Genomic DNA, 18,526 nt, shown 5'->3' on the forward strand with positions numbered 1-18,526 from the left:
AAGTGCTGGTTACCAAGAAAAGCCTACTTACAATCCTGTTCACCAGGGGAATGCTGGCTACCAAGAAAAGCCTGTTTACAATCCTGCTCACCAGGGGAATGCTGGTTACCAAGGAAATCCTGCTTATCAGGGGTATCCTGCTCCTTCGCAGCATCCTACTTCTTTTGAAACTTATAGGGAGCCTCCAGTAGCGACTGACCCTCGATGGGAGGGTGTTCAGAGTCCTCCGGCTCCTGTTCCAGCTCCTCGCCGTACTATGACTACGGTATCGCAGCGGGATGGTGGTCATCAGGCCACTGTTCATGTTCAGATAAGTCAAGCACCAGCACCAGCACAGGCGGTTTCAGGAGGAGGTTTATTTGAGCATGGAATGAGTAGGATGATAGGGAAACTGAATCAGAGTGCGCAAAACAGACAGCGGCTACAGCAGCAGCTCGCGGGAGTTCAGGCCGGCATTGTCGATGACCTATCTTCCTACCGCCTTAAGCTGGCACCGGTTGCAAGTAGATTCTTTATTCAAGCAAATGAGCAGGCGAACTGGACTTTGATCGGGGCCGCCTGGCGTCATGTTGGAGGGTCGTACCGACAGTTTTACGAGTTGATGGAAGCATCAGGCAATGCTCGTCGTATGTACTTTCAGAGAAATTGTCCTGAGGACATGAAAACGAATGTACTGCTTAAGTATTTTGATCTGATCCACTCATCTGGTGTCGGGCCAACCGCTCCATCTGATCAAGCATTGTTGATGAATATACAGCAACAGGGCATTCATCTGGGCAGGCTGCAACAGATGGTAAAATCTGAGTACAAAGACAATACTGCCTTGTTGCAGGTTGATCAGTTCATCAAGAGTTTTTTTAACAAGCACGGGGCGAAGTTTGAAGGAGCTGTTGGAACTCCTATCAATGATGTAGTAAGTGTATTGACTTCGCTGGGCTTCGATTATAGCGATCAGGTTTACGACTTCAAAACACTACTCGATTATATAATGTTTGTAGGGCGGGCAGCTCCTTCACTATACGGTAAGCTGGTAGAGATGCTTGCAGACTCGACGCCCGCTTTTGATCCTAATGCTCCGGTAACTTTGGATACAATGTTCAAGGGGGCTGTACAAATTTCATCTGTTGAAATTCATGAAGAAGAAATGAAAAATAAATTTCTGGAGGAGTTGGCAACCTATGGAACAGACGAGGAAAAGTATGCCGTAATCTTTTATACCGGTGGAAGGTTGATGCCAAAGCAACAGTCTCAGACCCTTGGTGCAACTCAGAGCTTTGCAGGTGCTGGTTCTTCTTATACTGATACCCCTACCTTTCCTGATGGCTATCACTTTGCGAATATCTTTAGTGACCTACTCCAACAGGATGCCGTTGTGGATCAGATTTATAGCAATTGGCCGCGCATCGCCAGGCTCAGTGGCATAAGCGATTCTCAGGCGGATAACTGGCGAAGGGCTGCTACACAAGAAGGAGACTCGCTGGTTGCGCCAAGGAAGTTTTTGCAAGAGCTGAGAGACAAGCATGGAGATGCTGGAGCTGAAATCCAGCTCTACCGAGGCATCAAGCAGAGTGGACTCATGGGTGTTGTTAGTCGTATATGGACGAAAACTTAGTAAAACTTGATTGTTCTGGGACAGGGACGTCCTGAATATATAACCGGGTCAGGAACGCAACTTGACGCGGTTATACCACACTTCAGGCTCTACCAGCTGACCCTCGTTGTCCAACTGTGGGTAGTCAAGGTTACGGTCATCACAATAGCGTGCCAGTTCCGGGTAACCCCAGCGGAACAGTGTGTGTGCGTACTCTTTGTCGGGTATACGACTGATATCGTACAGCCCGACAGCCTGACGCTGGCGCTGGGCTTCCATCAGAATAATCGCGGCCGCAACCGACACATTGAACGACTGAACCATCCCTTGCATGGGGATAATAACATGCTCGTCTGCAAGCTCGGCAGCTGTTGTGCTGACGCCGCGTTTTTCTGAGCCCATCAGCAGGGCGCAGGGCTGGGTATAGTCAAGCTTGTGGTAAGGGCGAGCTTTCTCTGAGAAGTGAGCGGCGATGATTTTGAAGCCCTGTTTTTTCAGCTGTTCACCGGCTTCCACAATGTTATCGTGTTTCTCCACTTCCACCCAGCGGCTGCTGCCCATGGAGCGGCCACGGAGCTGACGATCCCGGAATTCCGGGTTACACAGATGGAAGCGAGGAATACCCACGGCATCACAGGTCCGAATAATAGCCGCAAGATTGTGAGGCTTGTGGACTTCATCAGCCAGCACTGTGAGGTCGGGCTGACGGCGTGCCAGAGTATTTTTGAGCTTCTGGAAGCGTTCCGGTGTCATTGCGGTTTTGGGAGTGTCCGTGAAAAAGCGGATTCTAACAGGGGAGTGTCTGCTTTTCAGGTGCGTGAACCACGATTGAGGGCGTTCTCAACCATAGTACTGATGACATTCAGCATGGTCAGACCTGCATGTTCAACGGCATCCGGCAACATACTGGTGGGCGTCATGCCCGGCATGGAGTTGGTTTCCAGAAATACCGGCTCACCACTTTCCGGCACGATGAAGTCTGCCCGGCTCAGATCCTGCAGCCCCAGCTCATTGTGAACTCGTACCGCCCACTCCTGGCAGTAGCGGTACTGGGATTCAGGAATGGGGGCGGGCAAGAGATGTTCGCTCAGGCCAGGAGTGTATTTGTGGTCGTAATCGAACCAGCTATTTCCAGACGTGCGTACTTCCAGTACCGGCAGTGCGGTGGGCATGGGGCGATCCAGTACAGAAACAGTGATTTCCCGGCCCTTTATAAACTCTTCTGCCATGACCCAGGGTTCTACATCAAAGGCGCGTTCAAAGGCTTCAACCAGTTCTTGTCGGGTTGCTGCAGCGCTGATAGCAATGGTTGAGCCTTGGGAGCGGGGTTTGATAACAACCGGCAACCCGAGGGATTGAATAGTGGTATCAGCCGCGTTATCAATGCCGCCTTTTTTGTGGAACAGACGGCTGCGGGCCAGACTGATGCCCATGGGGGCGATAATCTGTTTGGTGAAGTATTTATCCATTGTCACCGCGCTGGCTCGTACCCCTGAGCCAATATAGGGGATGCCCATAATATCCAGTAATCCTTGAATCGTACCGTCTTCCCCAAAAGGACCGTGGAGCAGGGGAAAAACCACGTCGGGGTTGATACGCTCCAGCTCCCTGGCCACGTGCTTATCCAGTTCAAGTACATGGAGGTGATCATAATGGCGCTCCATAAGCCCCTGGATACGCCCCGCCGACAGTCGGGACACAGCTGCTTCTGAAGAAGGGCCACCACAGAGAATGACAATAACCGGTTGATTGTCAGGCATCAGGATACTGCTCTTGGATTGCAAAGGTGAGAAATATAGACTCTAGTGCCTGTCCAGCAACTTTTCCCAGTGAATCATGCATACAGACTTTCAGCCTCAATCCGACCGCACCCCCGTTCATATCAGCTACGGGATTATGGCGGTGAGTGTGTTTACGGCTTTTCCCATGTTTATTGCCATTATTGTGTCCTGGCTGAATCGTGGGCGCTGTATTGATCCTCTGTTGATTGCCCACTATAACTGGCAGATTCGTACCTTCTGGGTCAATTTGATTGTGGGCATTATTGGCTTCTGCCTGATTTTTGTTGTGATTGGCTGGGTCATCCTTGCCATTAATCAGCTGTGGTTGATTTACCGAGTTGCCGCCGGCTGGTATTTTCTGGCCAATGATCGTATGCCTTGAATCCAGCCCCACTCAATTGCCAGAAGTTGTACTGCAAAAACTCTGAGTTTATATAAGGAATATACATGCAGATTCGCTTGGAACAACCGTCTGATATTGAAGCCATTCGCACACTGCAGTATGCAGCTTTTAAAAATCATCCACATCATGAGCCGGGTGCGGAACCTACAGAGCACTTGATTGTAGACAAACTGCGTGACGCTGGTGCCTTAACACTCTCATTGGTAGTAGAGGTTAATGGGGAACTGGTTGGTCATCTGGCATTCTCACCAGTCAATGTGGGTGAAAAGTCACAAGGCTGGTATGGGTTAGGGCCTGTAGGTGTGAAGCCCAGTGAGCAAAGCAGAAGTATTGGCAGTGCATTGATCAACGAAGCTCATAAGCGCATGAAAGAACTGGGGGCTCAGGGTTTAGTCGTTATGGGAGATCCCGCCTACTACCAACGTTTCGGTTATCAGCAGATGGAAGCGATAAATTTCCCAGGCATTCCTGCTGAATACTTTATGGCTCAACCTTTATCTGATGAAGTTCCGGCAGGGGATGTACAGTATCACGCAGCATTCTCTTAATATGCGCTAAAACCAGCACCAGGGATCTCAGGCCTCAGTCATGGCATCTATCGGCGTTAACGTCGCTGTTATTCTTCGCTGACTTTTCAGAATTTTTCTTATTATTCTGCGTCTAAACCGAGAGAATAACAGGCCAGTATGAAGCGGGGTATGGCGTGATTGAATTGAGTTCCATGGCACAGTGGGTGCAGCAGCAACAGGACTGGATAGCCTTCATTATCATGGCAGTGGCTTTTATGGAGTCGCTCGCTGTTGTTGGGCTGATTTTGCCGGGTGTGGTGATGCTATTCACTGCTGCCTCCCTTGTTGGCGGTGGGGCTCTGGATGTGTGGACTATGCTTCTGGCAGGTTTTGCAGGAGCTGTTCTGGGTGATGGTGTAAGTTTTATCGCAGGGCAGATTTTCCATAAACGTATTCGAGGCTGGTGGCCCTTCCACAATCATCCCCAATGGCTGGAGCAGGGTGAGCGTTTTTTTAAGCGTCATGGCGGCATCAGTATTGCGCTGGGACGTTTCGTGGGCCCCATTCGCCCGGTGATTCCCGTTGTAGCGGGAATGATGGGAATGCCTTCCCGCTATTTTTATCTTGTGAATATTCTTTCAGCGGCGCTGTGGGCACCGGCTTATCTGTTGCCGGGATACCTGGTGGGTGCATCAGTTTACTGGCAGGATCATTTCCCCTTTGAGATCGCAGCCATTCTGATAGCTCTTGCCATTTTGGCTGTTACTCTGGTTTACGGTTTTACGGCGCTGCAAAAGCGTGTGAAGAGTTATCGGTGTGCTTTGCTGACAGTGATACTTGCTTTCGGGGGGCTGTTTGCCCTGATAGCCATCGGGAACTTCACTTCGGGCGCGACTCTTATTAACAACTCTGTACAGACGTGGATACAGGCACGACATACAGGCTTGCTGGATCAGCTGTTTTTTGTGATCACCCAACTGGGTGAATTCTGGTTGCTTCTACCCATCGTTTTACTGGGAGGCTACTGGTTGTTTCGTGATAGTGGCTGGAAACCGGCAGCCGGCTTTTTGATGGTCGGGCTGGGCCTGGAAGCTGCGATTAAAGGGATGAAAATCTTTTTTGCCTGTGTGCGCCCTGAAACGGCCACGTCCGCCAGTTTCTCATTTCCCAGCGGACATACCACTTACGCCATGTTTATGGGAATGTGGGTGTGCTGGTATCTGGCTCGTTACCTTTCAAGCAAATACCAACCTTGCATCTGGGCACTGGGCTTGTTTACAGCCTTCGCAACAGCTGTGAGCCGGCTTTATCTGGGGGCGCACTGGACATTTGATGTGCTCAGTGGTGCTGCTCTTGGTAGCCTGAGTTTCTTTATCTGGCTGTTGATCGAGCATAGTTTCCCGACAGCTATAGACCCCCGTAATCTCTACTGGAGAGTGGGGCAGCTGGTGGTCGCTATACTCGCTATCGTGATCAGCTGACGGTGCCCGTGACCCGGTGAGCGAGATAACGCTCAAAAAAGCTGGGTAGTAAACGCGCAAACAAGCGGGCACGCCAGTCTACATTTGACACCACCAGCAGGCGTTTGCGCTTGCATGCGGCAAGGTACACTTCATCGGCAACATCTTTCGGTATAGTTGCTTTGCCAGTCATTTCCAGAGGATTGCTGGTGATTGCACCATCCGCCTGCAGAGCGTTTTTATGGATGTCCGTTGCCGTATATCCCGGGCACACCAGCATCACATGCACACCCTTTTCCCTCAGCTCGACCCGTAAACAATCAAACAAACCGTGCAGTGCATGTTTGCTGGCACTGTAAGCACTGCGATACCACAGCGGTGCAAAGCCGGACATGCTGCTCATGGTGATAATCTGCCCCTCACATTCTATCAGACTCTTTAAAGCCGATTGGGTACAGTGCAGGGCGCCGAAATAATTTACGTCCATGGTCTTGCGAAAAACAGATGCATCTGTGTCAGCAAAGCAGGAGTGATGGGTGATACCTGCGTTATTGATCAACACATCCACACTTCCCATGTCTTCGATAATATGTTGAAAACAGCGTTGAACCTGCTCCGCATTACTGACGTCACAGTGATAGCTTTCCGCCTGAATATGCCGGGAGGCCAGATGTTCGCCAAACGCCGCAAGCTGCTCACTGTTGATATCCAGCAACGCGATACGAGCGCCCCCTTCTCCAAACCGCAGGGCCAAAGCCCGACCAATCCCTCCGCAGGCTCCGGTAATCACAACTGTTTTATGGCGAAAGACAGGCATGGTGTAAGCCCTTTATTAAGTACGTTACTTGGAAAAGGTATATTTTTCCCTCTTGATTTGTCGAGGCCCAAAGCCCAGTTCGGTGAGGTATTTTACGTTGTCGTCTATCATGCCGGGGTTGCCGCACAGATACACCAGATCCTGCCCGGGAGTTGGGTTCAGCTCGGCGAGGCGGGTTTGCACATAGCCTTGGTGCTCACCGGCTTCTGGTTGCACCATGTTTTCCCGGCTGAGACAGGTTTCAAAGTGTACGTCTGCAGACGTTTGAGCCAGTCTCTGAAACTCATTCTGATAAAACAGATCAGCCCTTTGGCGTGCGCCCATCAGAATATGAATGGCTTTACCCTGCTTAGCGAGTGCGTTGAGCTGGGGAAGCATGGAGCGGTAAGGTGCAACACCTGTGCCCGTAGCAATAAGAATAAGACGGTCAGGCAGCTCTTTGGGGAGAGTCAGCACACCGAAAGGGCCTGTCATTTGAAAGGTTTCACCAACCTTTGCATTGGCAAAGCACTCACTGGCTGCACCGTTGGGTACTAATCCGATGGCGATATCCAGCAACCCTTCATCCCTCAGCTTTTCTGGGGAGCTGGCAATGCTGTAACTGCGCTTAAGGTTTTCACCTTTATGGGTAAACAACAGGGAGATAAACTGCCCGGCTTCAAACTCGGGAGGGGTATCCACACGAAACACCAACCCCAGTGTAGTGGAAGCAATGCAGGTGGATTCTATCAGCTCAAGGTTGAATACCGGTCTGGCCATTGGGTCACCCTCTGTCGATGCACTCCTACAGCATGGCATAATCCGCCAATGAACGTTATTCCTCCTGCCGTACAGGCTTTGTTAAAGGACAACCGGAATCTTGCCCTTGGGCTGGGTTTCTTCTCTGTTGCACCACTGCTGTTCAGCTCCTTTCTGGGGAGTTGGTTGTTGTTTAATATCAACGTGGTAAACCAGCTTGTGCCAGAGTATGGGCTGCTGTTTGTACTGGCTTCGAGCCTGACTATGGCAGCGGGTTTAACGCCCACAACCTTTGTCGCGCTGGTAACCGGTTTTTTCGTGGGCTGGACGGGAACAGTCGTGCTGGTGTTTGCTTATACACTGGCATCGGCACTGGGGTATGGTCTGGGCCGGATTCTGGATGGTGGTGACTTCCTGAAGAGTCTGATGCGCTTTCCTGTCGCCGCAAACCTTAGTGGTGATTTACGGCATAAGCCCATAGGAATGTTAATATTGGTGCGCCTTTCTCCAGCACTTCCTTTTTGTTTGATGAATCTTTTGCTAGCAGCTCTGAAAGTGAAGCTGCGGACATTCTTGCTGGCAGGGGCCGTTGGTATGCTGCCACGAACACTGTTCTCTTTATGGGTGGGCAACCAGTCGCGGGATTTGGTAACTTTGCTGAAAAACGGCGGTGGGCAGATGGAAACCACTGCTGTGATTGTTGGGAGTGTTTTTACCGTTGCTTTGCTGGTTTGGATGGTGACTAAGCGAGTGCGGCTCTATTTACAGCAGCAAACAATAAAATGACCAGTTTTGCAGACATCCCGCTCTTGATTTACAGGCAGGCTTTGAAAAGATAACACTGAGTCACTTTGTCTTGCATTCGGGGGAAGGAATATGCGCAGAGTTGTTTTTAATCAGAAGGGCGGGGTTGGTAAATCAAGTATCGTTTGCAACCTTGCCGCCATTTCTGCTTCCCAGGGGTATAAAACCCTGGTTGTAGACCTGGACCCTCAGGGAAATTCCAGCCAGTACCTGTTAGGGGATGAGATAAAGGAACTGCGCCATACGATTGCGGATTTTTTCGAGCAAAGTCTGTCGTTTAATATCTTTAACAAAGAGTCCGGTGATTTTGTACACGACACCTGTTTTGAAAACCTCTCAGTGATGCCCGCAAGCCAAAAGCTGGAAGAGCTGATTTTCAAACTGGAGAGCAAGCATAAAATCTACAAGTTGCGGGATGCACTGAAAGCTTTAAGCAAAGAGTTTGACCGTATTTATATTGATACGGCTCCGGCACTGAACTTCTACACCCGCTCGGCACTGATTGCCTGTCAGAGTGTTCTGATCCCCTTTGATTGTGATGCGTTCTCCCAGCAGGCGCTGATGGCGATTATGGGGGAGGTACACGAGCTGCGGGAAGATCATAACGAAGAGTTAGAAGTGGAAGGAGTGATTGTGAATCAGTTTCAGCCTCAAGCAAAACTGCCCACCCAACTGATTGAGGAGCTGAAAGATGAAGGCTACCCTGTGCTGCCGGTGTACCTCAGTCAGTCTGTGAAAATGCGGGAATCTCACCATGCCGCCACGCCACTGGTGTTTATGGCTCCAAATCATAAACTGACTCAGCAGTATCTGGAGCTGCACGAACATTTGGAAGAGTCTCTTGTAGATGCCTAAAGCTCTCTAAAAAAACGGCAGATATCTGAATGTTAGGATCTGCCGTTTTTTGTGTTTTATGAAGCAGAATTATTTGCAGCGTACCGGACGCATATTGCCGTCTTCATCCTGATCAAACACCTGCACAATACCGGTGCCAGCACCTGCGCCCGCCCCTGTATTGTTAGAGGTATCCCAAACACCTGCCATACCCATAGACACCACAAAGCTACGGCCATCTACACACACAGACATCACGCGGATGGTTTCCTGATAGGTGTTGTCCAGTGGGTTACTGTGAAGGGTTGACCAGTTAGTTGCAACGGATTCGCCCTTACCAAAACGAGTGGATTTGCTCTCACCCAGAGTGATGTTTGATGCCATAGCCTGTGTCGTCAAGCCTAAACCCGCAATCAGCCCCAGTGCTTTCCATATTGTTTTCATCGCTCACAACTCCCTGTTGTGCAGTTTCCGTCATTTAGAGTAACGGCTGAAAAACAGGTATCATAAGCAGGATATGGTCTGCCTGGTGGTAACCGGCAAAGTCTGTGAAAAATGCCAGTAGCCGTGAGGACTGGGAAAACTCAAGAATGAGATTTTCCGATGGATGTGGGATGGAGATATAGAACCGGTTTTTGTAGGGGATGGCCTTGAAAGCCAGCTTTATCTGCTCGGCTTCACCAAACCGGGTTTTGGGAAACCTGGCTATGAAAGAGAGGGCAAAAACCTCATTCTCTGGTAAATTTTCCAGATCGTCTGCAAAGCTCTCTGCGAAAGAGTCTTTGTGGATGGTGACCGGCTCTTCCAGCCCGTGAATCCAATTTTCCTGAAGTAAAATGCCTAAGGCCGACATTTTGGGATAAACCACCTGTCCCCCATGTTCCATAGCCAGATTAAAGAGAATTTTTGAGCGGGCTTCTGCCACCCAGCCACTTACGGTTTTCAGTTTTTGGGCAATCTCTCGCAGTTCTTCCTGTTCAGAGGCCATCATTGCTTCTGCGCGCCCCAGATTCTGCTTCATGGTATTAAACGCTGATTGGGTAATGAGCTGGCTTGCGGCGAAGTGCGTGATGTTAATAGCAATGCCAGCACTAATCAGTGCCGGGTTGAATGTTGCTATCCCAGCAGATGTGAAAATGACACCCAGAGCAATGGATGTGACTATTGCTCCCTGAGTGGTGGCCTCCAGGGATTCAAGATCTCTTTCCTGAGCCTGTTTCAGTTCACGGGATTTGTCGTAAAGTTGCTCTGCATAATCCTTGGCTATAAGGCATGGAAGCCTGGAACACCTCATATGACGTATCTGGTGAATCAGGGTTCGGATATGCTCTTGATTGCCCATATAAAGCGCCTGTTTATCCTGTGGCCAGTTATCAAACTCTACGGGCTGATGGCTGGCATCCCAGTTGTTAATAAGAGGGCGCCCTTTAATGGTATCCCGGGCACTGGATACTTTGACAATAATGGGCTTGTTTGCTCGCTGCTCAAGAGCAGCGCTTTCGGTAGAATGCGGGATGGCAAAGCTCTGCGGTACAGGTTGTACAAGAGTAACAAGTGCGGCAATAAGCAGGCGTTTTTTTAAGGCTCTCACAGGACAAGAGGGCGGTTTTTCTAAAAGGCAATTCAGCATATTCTCTCCAGGTTTCACGCGGCCATCAGCCTGCTATTACGGGAAAGCAGGCTGGGTGCGTTTTAGACCGAAGAGCAAGCTGGGAGTTTTTGCCAAATTGCTGAAAATTGTTACCTACAGTGAAGGGTTCTATCTTGGCCGAACAAACCGTGTTGCCGTGGCGGTGAGAGGGTTTTCGGGCCAGTAGTGTTTGGGATAGCGGCCTTTGAGGTCCTTCTTCACATCCTGGTAGGTGTTGCTCCAGAAACTGTGCAAATCGCGGGTTTTCTGAACCGGACGGCGAGCCGGTGACAGCAGCTCTACTGTCAGGGGAATCTTGCTGTAAGCTAGCAATGGAGTGTCCAGCAGGCCGAACAGTTCCTGCAGTTTCACGCCGAGAGTGGGTTCTTCCGGTTTGCTGTAATCAATGCGAATGTGAGAGCCACTGGGCACCTCCAGCTTTTCAGGGGCTTCCTTGTCCAGCTCTTTCATACGCGACCAGTCCAGCGCAGCCTTGAGGCATTCACTCAGGTTGAGTTTTTTGAAGTGCTCAAAGCGGTTCATACCGGTAAGGAATGGCTCCAGCCAGTTTTCGAGGTTTGCCAGTAGTGCCGCATCGGAAAAATCAGGCCAGGATGTATCTACCGTCCTCAGACAGCGAATACGGTTGCGCAGGGTTTCACTCTCTTTATCCCACGGCAGAACCTGCAACCCCTCGCTGCGAATGCCTTCCAGCAAGCCTTTAGAAAGAATGTCCGGGCTGATGTTCTTGATCGGTTGGCTTTGCAGAGTGAGAGCACCCAGCCTTTCAGTCTGGTTTGCGATAACCGCTTTGGCTTTCTTATCCCAGCCGATGTCGTCAGTGGCTTCAATCTGGTCGGCAAACAGCTCCTCGATAGTTTCCAGGCGAATCTCTGTAGCCAGGAAAACACTGGCTTCCCGCTGGTTGCTGTGGCCGCCCAAGGAAGGAATTACCAAAAAATCATTGGCACACAAAGGTTCCTGATTACGGAAGGCAACACCCTGACCGCTACTCAGCAGATAGCGTCCATCCTGCCCACGGCGCTTGGCAACACGGTCGGGATAAGCGCTGGCTAGCAGCAGGGCGATATCATCTGCGCTGTAGTCCGTGCGTCTGGGTTTACCAAGACGCTGGCTCCACTGGGAGGCAACCTGACGCAGACGTGCGGCAACGGGCTTTGGCACAAAACACCCCGGAACCTGCTGGCCTTCAAGAATCGCCAGTCGCAGGCCAACATCCGCGCCCGCATCTCGCGCTCCGGCAAGAGGATCGCGCTCACTTAGCAGTACGCAGAGCTGTACACCCAGCCATTCCAGTTTGTGCTCCCGCGCCACAATCATCATATGAGCGAGGCGCGGATGAAGCCCCAGCTTGCCCATTTGCTCACCGTGGCGGGTGATTTGCGGGCGACCATGGCTGGTTTTCACTGCTCCCAGCCGTTCAAGAAGGCTTACTGCCTGTGCAATAGAAGGGGCGGGCGGCAGAGTCAGCCAATCCAGTTCATTTGTATCGCTCACTCCCCATGCCAGAAGTTCCAAGGTGAGCGGTGCCAAATCTGCCGCTTCAATTTCGGGCCGAGTATGGGGAATAAGCTGTTGGTGCTCAGACTCCGTCCAGAGTCGGTAGCAATGCCCCGGAGCCAAACGGCCAGCTCGACCTGCCCGTTGTTCGGCACTGGCTTTGGATACGCGAATGGTATCAAGGCGAGACATGCCCGAACGAGGATCAAAACGCGGAACCCGCATCAATCCCGCATCCACAACGCAGTGAACCCCTTCAATGGTCAAACTGGATTCCGCGATAGAGGTGGCGAGCACCACCTTTCGCAAACCTTCGGGGGCTGGTTGGATAGCTTGATCCTGCGCCTTTTTATCCAGATCACCAAACAATGTATGAACAGTGACGCTTGTCGGAAGCGTGCCCTCCAGCGTCTCCGCCATCTGACGAATTTCACCGGTGCCGGGCAGGAACACCAAAACACTGCCTTCGTGATTATTCACAGCTTTACGTACAGTGGACGCACACTGGGCAATTAACTCCCGACGATTATCTTTGGGAACCGGCTTATCGCGATATACACAGGTTACGGGGTAGCTGCGCCCTTCACTCTGCACAACCGGGCAATCCAGAAAGGCTGACATTTCCTCGGTGGCCAGGGTTGCAGACATCACCAGAATTTTCAGAGGATTGTCGTCTTCCCGATAACCAGCCTGACTTTGCAGCGCAAGAGCCAAACCCAGATCAGCCTGCAGGCTGCGCTCATGGAATTCATCGAATATCACAATACCAACACCTTCCAGTGCAGGATCAGATTGCAGCATACGGGTGAGAACCCCTTCGGTTACAACTTCAATACGAGTGTTTTTGCCCACCCGAGTATCCAGCTGCATACGCCAGCCAACGGTGTCGCCTACCTTTTCCCCCAGTAGCTCGGCCATGCGACGCGCGACGGAGCGCGCTGCCAGTTTTCGTGGTTCCAGCAGCAGGATTTTCTTGCCGTTGAGAAACTCTGCGTTAAGAAGATCGAGGGGGACCAGCGTTGTCTTACCTGCTCCTGGGGGCGCTTGCAGTAATACTCGATCATTTTGTGTCAGTGCAACGCGTAGCTCTGGCAGGATGATAGAAACAGGAAGGTTGTCTGGAGGTATAGGCATTAAATGTTAAACACTTTAGAACGGCGGCTGGTTAGCTACATTCTAAGCGATAGCTATGGCATTGATCATCCGGTAAGAGGGGATTGAAGGAGTGATGACCATGATGTTAGTCAATTCATAGCTCCCCAGCGTTATCCTTGAGCGTTTCCATCAGAGATGAGAGTGGGATACCTATGAATAGTGGCAAAGAGCATAGTGCTTCACATGACGACGATAAAGGGAAGGAGCTTGCGAGAAAACCTCTTCGATTTAAACAGCCCGGCCCATTGGTAGAATCATGCTCACTGTGCGGAGATGAAAAAGAAGTGTTTGTGCCCAGTAAGAGCAATAAATATTTGCCAGAAGACAGAGTGATGGCGATTTGTTCGAATAAGCATTATCTGGATTATAAATGCGCTCTTGAGTATCTCGATAGAGAAACCACGAGAGAGGTGCGTGCAGTCCAGATTGAATGTGTTGGGTGCAGCGATCTCTTGAGCAAGAAAACCGTTACCTCTCTTGTTGGTGCTATGGGCCCTTTGATTATGGCTCGGCTACCGGCTAACGCTGAGTTCTTGGCAAGGGAAAAAACTACATTATGCCCGGGAAGTAAGGATGGAAAAAAATGCACATACGGTTTTGAACGTGACGGGAGCGCTGTTGGCAAACTGTATACAATGAAATGCCCGGAGTGCATGACCGTCTTTTGTCTTGGCTGCTGCTCAATTCCACCCCACGAGGAAAAAGAGTGCGCCCAGGCAGATTATTTCAAAATTACAGATATAGGCTTGCCCATCGACGATAAAGTACGTATAGCTGATAACAAAGCGGTCATCTGTCAATGCGGTGTTGTGATTGAGCGCGACGGTGGATGTACTCATATGACCCATGCCGTTGAAGGGTGCGGGGTCAACTTTTGTTATCTGTGTAAAGGCCTTTGGAATAGCGGTATGTGCGATTGCAGTACAATTGTGGATTGCGTGAAGTGTGAACAGCGGGCAGTGAGGATCCATGTGGGAACCGAGCATTTTGTTTGCAGAGGCAATACCGTTCATGAGTTCTGTGATGCCTGTAAGAAGCCCTGGGATAAACATCATGAGGACTCCCGAGGTTGCCCACCATTAGCACAGGCAACAAGTGTTGCAGGGCCATCCCGTTTTTCGATCTAGCCAAATAAGTCATCCTGCTGAATATTCTCAGCAGGAAATGGGGGGAGAGGCGGCAGAGCAATCTGCTTTGCAAGCTGTTGATAAAATGTGCGCGCCTGAATAGGGGCTTGAAGGTTATCCGGCGTGTGAATAAAAACAATGGGTTCTTTCCCTTCCTCCAGCCATTGGGCCACTTTTTTCAGCCATGGCTGCCAGTAAACAGCATTCTGCTCTTCTTCCATTCGGCCAATAAAACGCACCATGGGCCTTGAGCCTGTAGCTATGGCGTGAACAGGTAAGCGGGGCTTTTTCTGCTGGGCATCAATCATCGCTTCGCTGTCTGCTGGCGCGGAAAACAAGGCGCGGCTGTCGAGGCTCGTACGGTCGATTCCCCGCTCTGCCAACATACGGTTGAGCTGCTTTTCTTCTTCACCTTTTTCAAAAAAAACAGGGCTGCGCACTTCCAGTGAAAAAGTGTGCTGTGAAGGAAGGCCATCAAGAAATCGGGCCAGTGCTGGAAGGCAGGTGCCGCCCATATTAGCTGGCAGCTGGAGCATCAAAGGGCCGATATGCTCCTCAAGGGGTTCTATACGACGGAAGAATTTTGTTAGCTCTGCAGACTCTGAATCCAGAGTGCCTCTGTGGGTGATGTTCTGTGGCAGTTTGAAACAGAACTCAAAGCCGGGAGTGGCCTCCTCTTTCCACTTTGAAACAGTTTCTTCCTTAGGTAGAGCGTAGAACGTGGTGTTCCCTTCTACGGCATTGAATACGCTGCTGTATTGTCGAAGGGTATGCCTGCCTTCTTCATCCTGACTGAACAGTTGGCCACGCCATTGCGCCGTAGACCACTGGGCAAGCCCGAGAGATAACTTCATAGACTGCTTTCTTTATAAAACTGTACTCATACGGCGGCTGCCACCTTTTCCGACGCTGTCTGACTTTCAGCTTTTACAGCCTGTTGCTCCTGATAATCTGCCAGCATACTGGCCGCCTGTTTATCCAGAGTCAGGATGATACGCTTGCTGCGAGACGTCAGTAAACCATGTCCTGCCAGCAGCGGGATGGCTGCCAGAAGTCCCGCGGCTGTGGTCACCAGTGCCTGTGCGATATCGGAGGCCATTAACTGCTCCCTGCCAGCAGCAAAGTTCAGAGTCTGGAAGGTAGCGATCATGCCAGCGATGGTTCCGAGTAAACCCAGCATAGGGACAAGGATGGCAATCAGGCGCACGAGGCTGTGGCCACGTTCCAGTTTGGGAATCTCCACCATAAGAGCCTCTTTAAGGCGCAGCTCCTTTGAGCTGTTGCTGGCGGTTTTCCACATCATCAAAATGCGTCCAAGGGCATTGTCCTCTGTCAGTGTTTCAAGGTTGGCCTGTTGATGGTAGATGCGCAGAGCTTCGCCGTTCAGGTAGCTTAGGCGTTTCAAGGTAACGAACATGCCACCCATGGCCAGAAGAAGAATGAGCCAGGCTATAGTGCCGCCGTTGTTTATCTGGTCGAACACCGTAGGTTCAGAGGCCATACGCTGGAGAATCTGACCGTGCTCAGGGTCGATAGCCATGGCATCGCCACGGCTTCCACGAAACCCTGCAGCGTATATGCGAGTAAGCATATCAGGTTGGCGCGGAGCGGTCAGCAGGCGGTCACGGCCTGGTTGATAGACCAGGAAGTTACCATGGTTATTAACAGCGAAGGGACCGGCGAAGGTGACGGTTTGCACCAGCTCCGAACCGTTCGGCTGCACAACCGAAACTTCCGCCGGGCCTGCCAGACCGGTATCCAGCACCAGACTTTGCAACTCGGCAATGGCACTGAGCAGCTTTTCAGGGGAAGGCAGTTCCTGCTGGCGGCTGATGTCGTGAAACTGTTGCAATCTTCCCGGGGACAGTGCGGTGACGGGCAGGGTGCGAGCCAGCTCATACACTGAGAGAAATTCCTGATTCAGGCTGTTTAGGAAATGGCCCCGATTAGCGAGCTGGGACTCTTTTTGTTCTTCCAGTTGCTGAATCCGGCGGGTGTTATTGCTTTGCTCGCTGCGCAGGTTTTGATTCTGGTCTTCAAGGGTTTTTAGCTGTTGTTCCAGTTTATCCAGCTTTTGTTCCTGCAGATTGCGTTCTGATAAAAACCGCTGTTCTCGGACCTGACTGCTTTCTTGTGCAAAACCATGGCCTGCTATCAGGGAGACAGATAGTGCAGCAATAAGCTGCAAACGTGTGATGTTACGCATCAGTGGTGCTCTCCCTCGGTGACTGCAATATCCGGCACTGGCAGGTAGAGCCAGTCGGTTTTTCGCTCTCCCCGTGCAATATCCCGAGCGCGGATAAGTTCGCGAATCTGGGAGTGGGAGAGAGGCTGCCAGTCGCCGTAGTGGGAGAGGTACATGGCGGCGTCTTTACCATCCGGGGTGAGGTAGTACAGGGCAACACGGCCGAGGCGTACAAACTCCACCTGCTGGCCATTGGGCAGTTGTCCATCCCATGCTGCCAGACGGGAACCGTTAACCAGCTCATTGCTCCAGAGCTTCAGGCTGCTTAGAAAACGCTGGGTACTTTCCGGGTTATCAAGGTTTTCCTCTGGCACAGTGCTTGTCTGAAAGGGGAACTGTTTGTCTAGAGGCACGAGGTTCTGCTGGAGTTGATCGCTGAACATATCCAACTGGCTTAAAAGCCTGCGTGCATCGTCTATTTCCTGTTTTTCCTGCGCAATAGCGCGCTCCTGACGGCCAATGTTTTGCTCAATAAGCAGGTTTTCCTGACTCAGAGCCTGAATGCGGGCTTCCAGTTCCCGGAACTTTGACAGCATGGCACGGGTTTTATCGTCCAGCTGGCTGATGGTGGCCCGGGTGCTCATTTCAGATGAACGAGGAGCTATTGAAGCTGTATCACCATGAGTGGTTTCTGTCAGGACCATGACAACAAGTACCAGCGAGACAAAAACCGGTGAGAATCTCAGGGTAGAATGTTTATTCATTGGCTTTTTATTATTGATTACTCTGAATCGCATTATCCAAAGGCAGAGATGGGCTGGCAAATTTATCAGTGCGATATTTGTTGATCTGGATCAATAGGTATAAGCCGGGCGGGAATGTGCAAAAGGCCACCAGGTGATGGCCTTTTTCTGTTCTTTTAAGGCTCTTCGAAATAATTCCTCACCAAACGTGCCACCGCGCTCCGCCAGGGGCGAGGCATAATGCCGAAGGTGTTTCTCAGGTTACGGCCATCAAGGCAAGCGTTAATGGCTTTTTCACTCTCATCTTCATGCAGGCGTTCGTTAGGAATATCTTGAAACTGGGATGCTTCCGCGAAAATGACTTCGGCCAGGGTGAATTCGTCGGTGGGCTCTGCAGCACTGTAATGGTATGTGCCCCAGCATTCAGTGTTACAACCAATCTGTTGGGTAATGGCGAGCAGAACCCTGGCTACATCTTCGGCTGTAGTTGGGCAGCCTCTGTGGTTAATGTGGGTTTGCAGGGCGCGCTCGGCTTCAGGATAACTGAAGTTGTCTAGCAACTTGGTGGCCCGGTTACGGCCAAGGTGGCTGATAATCCAGGACAGGCGCAGGATGATATGTCTTGGGCAGCGTTGGTGAATCTGTTGCTCCCCCTGCCAGAAGCTGTTCCCGAGTACACCTTCCGGATTTGGAGTGTCCTTCTCGGTATAAGCGTCGACTTTGCTGCCGTCAAACACTCTCCATGAGGAAATCTGCACCAGAGCAGCCCCCACTTTGTGGCAGGTGTCTGCGAGGTTGGAAACGGCATCACGGTTATAGCTGAAGCATCGGGAGGGTTCTTTCTGGGCTTTACCCGCTGCTCGATAGCCTGCGGTATTCACAACAACGTCAGGTTGCCACTTCTCGATGAGTCTGGCGACATTGCGGTGATCTTCAATATCCAGCTCATGGCGAGCTGGAGCCCGAAAGGAGATCTGGTGACTTTCCAGTAGTCTGCAGAGTTCCTGGCCAATCTGGCCGCTTCCTCCAATGATAAGAACTTCCATGGAGTACCTGACGTTACGTATCAATAATTTCAGATCATATCAGAAGAATACGCTCTGAGAATAAGTCATGGGCTGGTTTGGGAAGTGTTTTTAAACGAAGTCTTTCGGTTAGTGCTTATTTTGAATTCGGTAAATCTCGAGTAATTTTAACTGTTATGTCCCTAGCATAGAAGATGAGAGTT

General features: G+C 51.0%; 18 protein-coding genes. 6 read left to right on the forward strand and 12 right to left on the reverse strand.

What is annotated here, in order from left to right; all coding sequences use genetic code 11:
* Nucleotides 1-1,612: hypothetical protein (locus E1189_RS17125; RefSeq protein ID WP_230460486.1), on the forward strand; the 1,612-nt coding region annotated here is incomplete at its 5' end.
* A gap of 48 nt (nt 1,613-1,660) precedes the next feature.
* Here the strand turns inward: E1189_RS17125 and trmH are convergent.
* Both trmH and E1189_RS17135 read right to left on the reverse strand, forming a co-directional pair.
* Nucleotides 1,661-2,344: a tRNA (guanosine(18)-2'-O)-methyltransferase TrmH gene (gene trmH, locus E1189_RS17130; RefSeq protein ID WP_155161847.1), complete on the reverse strand. Its 684-nt coding sequence runs from the start codon at nt 2,342-2,344 to the stop codon at nt 1,661-1,663.
* Nucleotides 2,345-2,400: 56 nt separating this feature from the next.
* Nucleotides 2,401-3,351 (reverse strand): D-alanine--D-alanine ligase family protein, encoded by a 951-nt coding sequence (locus E1189_RS17135; RefSeq protein ID WP_155161849.1) that lies wholly within the window; start codon nt 3,349-3,351, stop codon nt 2,401-2,403.
* A 76-nt stretch (nt 3,352-3,427) separates the two neighbouring features.
* Between E1189_RS17135 and E1189_RS17140 the strand changes: the two genes are divergently transcribed.
* From E1189_RS17140 to E1189_RS17150, 3 genes are all read left to right on the forward strand, one after another.
* Nucleotides 3,428-3,754 carry a DUF4870 family protein gene (locus E1189_RS17140; protein WP_155161851.1) on the forward strand — a complete coding sequence of 109 codons (327 nt, stop codon included), beginning with the start codon at nt 3,428-3,430 and terminating at the stop codon, nt 3,752-3,754.
* Between the two features lie 65 nt (nt 3,755-3,819).
* Complete coding sequence (locus E1189_RS17145; RefSeq protein ID WP_155161854.1) at nt 3,820-4,323, forward strand: GNAT family N-acetyltransferase; 504 nt, start codon at nt 3,820-3,822, stop codon at nt 4,321-4,323.
* A gap of 155 nt (nt 4,324-4,478) precedes the next feature.
* The gene (locus E1189_RS17150) at nt 4,479-5,765 is read left to right on the forward strand and encodes a bifunctional DedA family/phosphatase PAP2 family protein (protein WP_155161856.1); all 1,287 of its coding nucleotides are present in this window, start codon (nt 4,479-4,481) and stop codon (nt 5,763-5,765) included.
* Here E1189_RS17150 and E1189_RS17155 read toward each other — a convergent pair.
* Together E1189_RS17155 and E1189_RS17160 are read right to left on the reverse strand one after the other, a co-directional pair.
* Complete coding sequence (locus E1189_RS17155) at nt 5,758-6,561, reverse strand: SDR family oxidoreductase (RefSeq protein ID WP_155161858.1); 804 nt, start codon at nt 6,559-6,561, stop codon at nt 5,758-5,760. The genes E1189_RS17150 and E1189_RS17155 overlap by 8 nt on opposite strands.
* Nucleotides 6,562-6,585: 24 nt before the next feature.
* The gene (locus E1189_RS17160; RefSeq protein WP_196221492.1) at nt 6,586-7,320 is read right to left on the reverse strand and encodes an FAD-binding oxidoreductase; all 735 of its coding nucleotides are present in this window, start codon (nt 7,318-7,320) and stop codon (nt 6,586-6,588) included.
* 48 nt (nt 7,321-7,368) lie between these two features.
* Here E1189_RS17160 and E1189_RS17165 point away from each other — a divergent pair, with 48 nt between their 5' ends.
* The gene (locus tag E1189_RS17165; protein WP_196221493.1) at nt 7,369-8,085 is read left to right on the forward strand and encodes a TVP38/TMEM64 family protein; all 717 of its coding nucleotides are present in this window, start codon (nt 7,369-7,371) and stop codon (nt 8,083-8,085) included.
* A gap of 90 nt (nt 8,086-8,175) precedes the next feature.
* Nucleotides 8,176-8,958: a ParA family protein gene (locus E1189_RS17170; protein ID WP_155161865.1), complete on the forward strand. Its 783-nt coding sequence runs from the start codon at nt 8,176-8,178 to the stop codon at nt 8,956-8,958.
* Nucleotides 8,959-9,027: 69 nt separating this feature from the next.
* Here E1189_RS17170 and E1189_RS17175 read toward each other — a convergent pair whose 3' ends face one another.
* The 8 genes from E1189_RS17175 to E1189_RS17210 all read right to left on the reverse strand — a co-directional run bounded on the left by E1189_RS17175 (nt 9,028) and on the right by E1189_RS17210 (nt 18,344).
* Nucleotides 9,028-9,381: a hypothetical protein gene (locus tag E1189_RS17175; RefSeq protein WP_155161866.1), complete on the reverse strand. Its 354-nt coding sequence runs from the start codon at nt 9,379-9,381 to the stop codon at nt 9,028-9,030.
* 34 nt (nt 9,382-9,415) lie between these two features.
* A complete protein-coding gene (locus tag E1189_RS17180; protein ID WP_155161868.1) occupies nt 9,416-10,567 on the reverse strand; it encodes a hypothetical protein in 1,152 nt (383 codons plus the stop codon).
* 129 nt (nt 10,568-10,696) lie between these two features.
* Nucleotides 10,697-13,222, reverse strand: coding sequence for an ATP-dependent helicase HrpB (gene hrpB, locus E1189_RS17185; RefSeq protein ID WP_155161870.1), 2,526 nt, complete (start codon nt 13,220-13,222; stop codon nt 10,697-10,699).
* A gap of 701 nt (nt 13,223-13,923) precedes the next feature.
* Entirely contained in the window at nt 13,924-14,298 is a 375-nt protein-coding gene (locus E1189_RS17190) for a hypothetical protein (protein WP_155161872.1), read from the reverse strand.
* Nucleotides 14,299-14,366: 68 nt separating this feature from the next.
* A complete protein-coding gene (locus E1189_RS17195; RefSeq protein ID WP_155161875.1) occupies nt 14,367-15,224 on the reverse strand; it encodes a DUF72 domain-containing protein in 858 nt (285 codons plus the stop codon).
* A gap of 26 nt (nt 15,225-15,250) precedes the next feature.
* Nucleotides 15,251-16,576 carry a MotA/TolQ/ExbB proton channel family protein gene (locus E1189_RS17200; RefSeq protein WP_155161877.1) on the reverse strand — a complete coding sequence of 442 codons (1,326 nt, stop codon included), beginning with the start codon at nt 16,574-16,576 and terminating at the stop codon, nt 15,251-15,253.
* Nucleotides 16,576-17,319, reverse strand: coding sequence for a DUF3450 family protein (locus tag E1189_RS17205; protein ID WP_196221494.1), 744 nt, complete (start codon nt 17,317-17,319; stop codon nt 16,576-16,578). Before E1189_RS17205 ends, E1189_RS17200 begins: the two co-directional genes overlap by 1 nt.
* Nucleotides 17,320-17,474: 155 nt before the next feature.
* Nucleotides 17,475-18,344, reverse strand: coding sequence for an SDR family oxidoreductase (locus E1189_RS17210; RefSeq protein ID WP_155161882.1), 870 nt, complete (start codon nt 18,342-18,344; stop codon nt 17,475-17,477).
* Nucleotides 18,345-18,526: the final 182 nt, after the last annotated feature.

The sequence above is a fragment of the Parendozoicomonas verongulae genome (assembly GCF_009711465.1).
Lineage (GTDB): Bacteria > Pseudomonadota > Gammaproteobacteria > Pseudomonadales > Endozoicomonadaceae > Sansalvadorimonas > Sansalvadorimonas verongulae.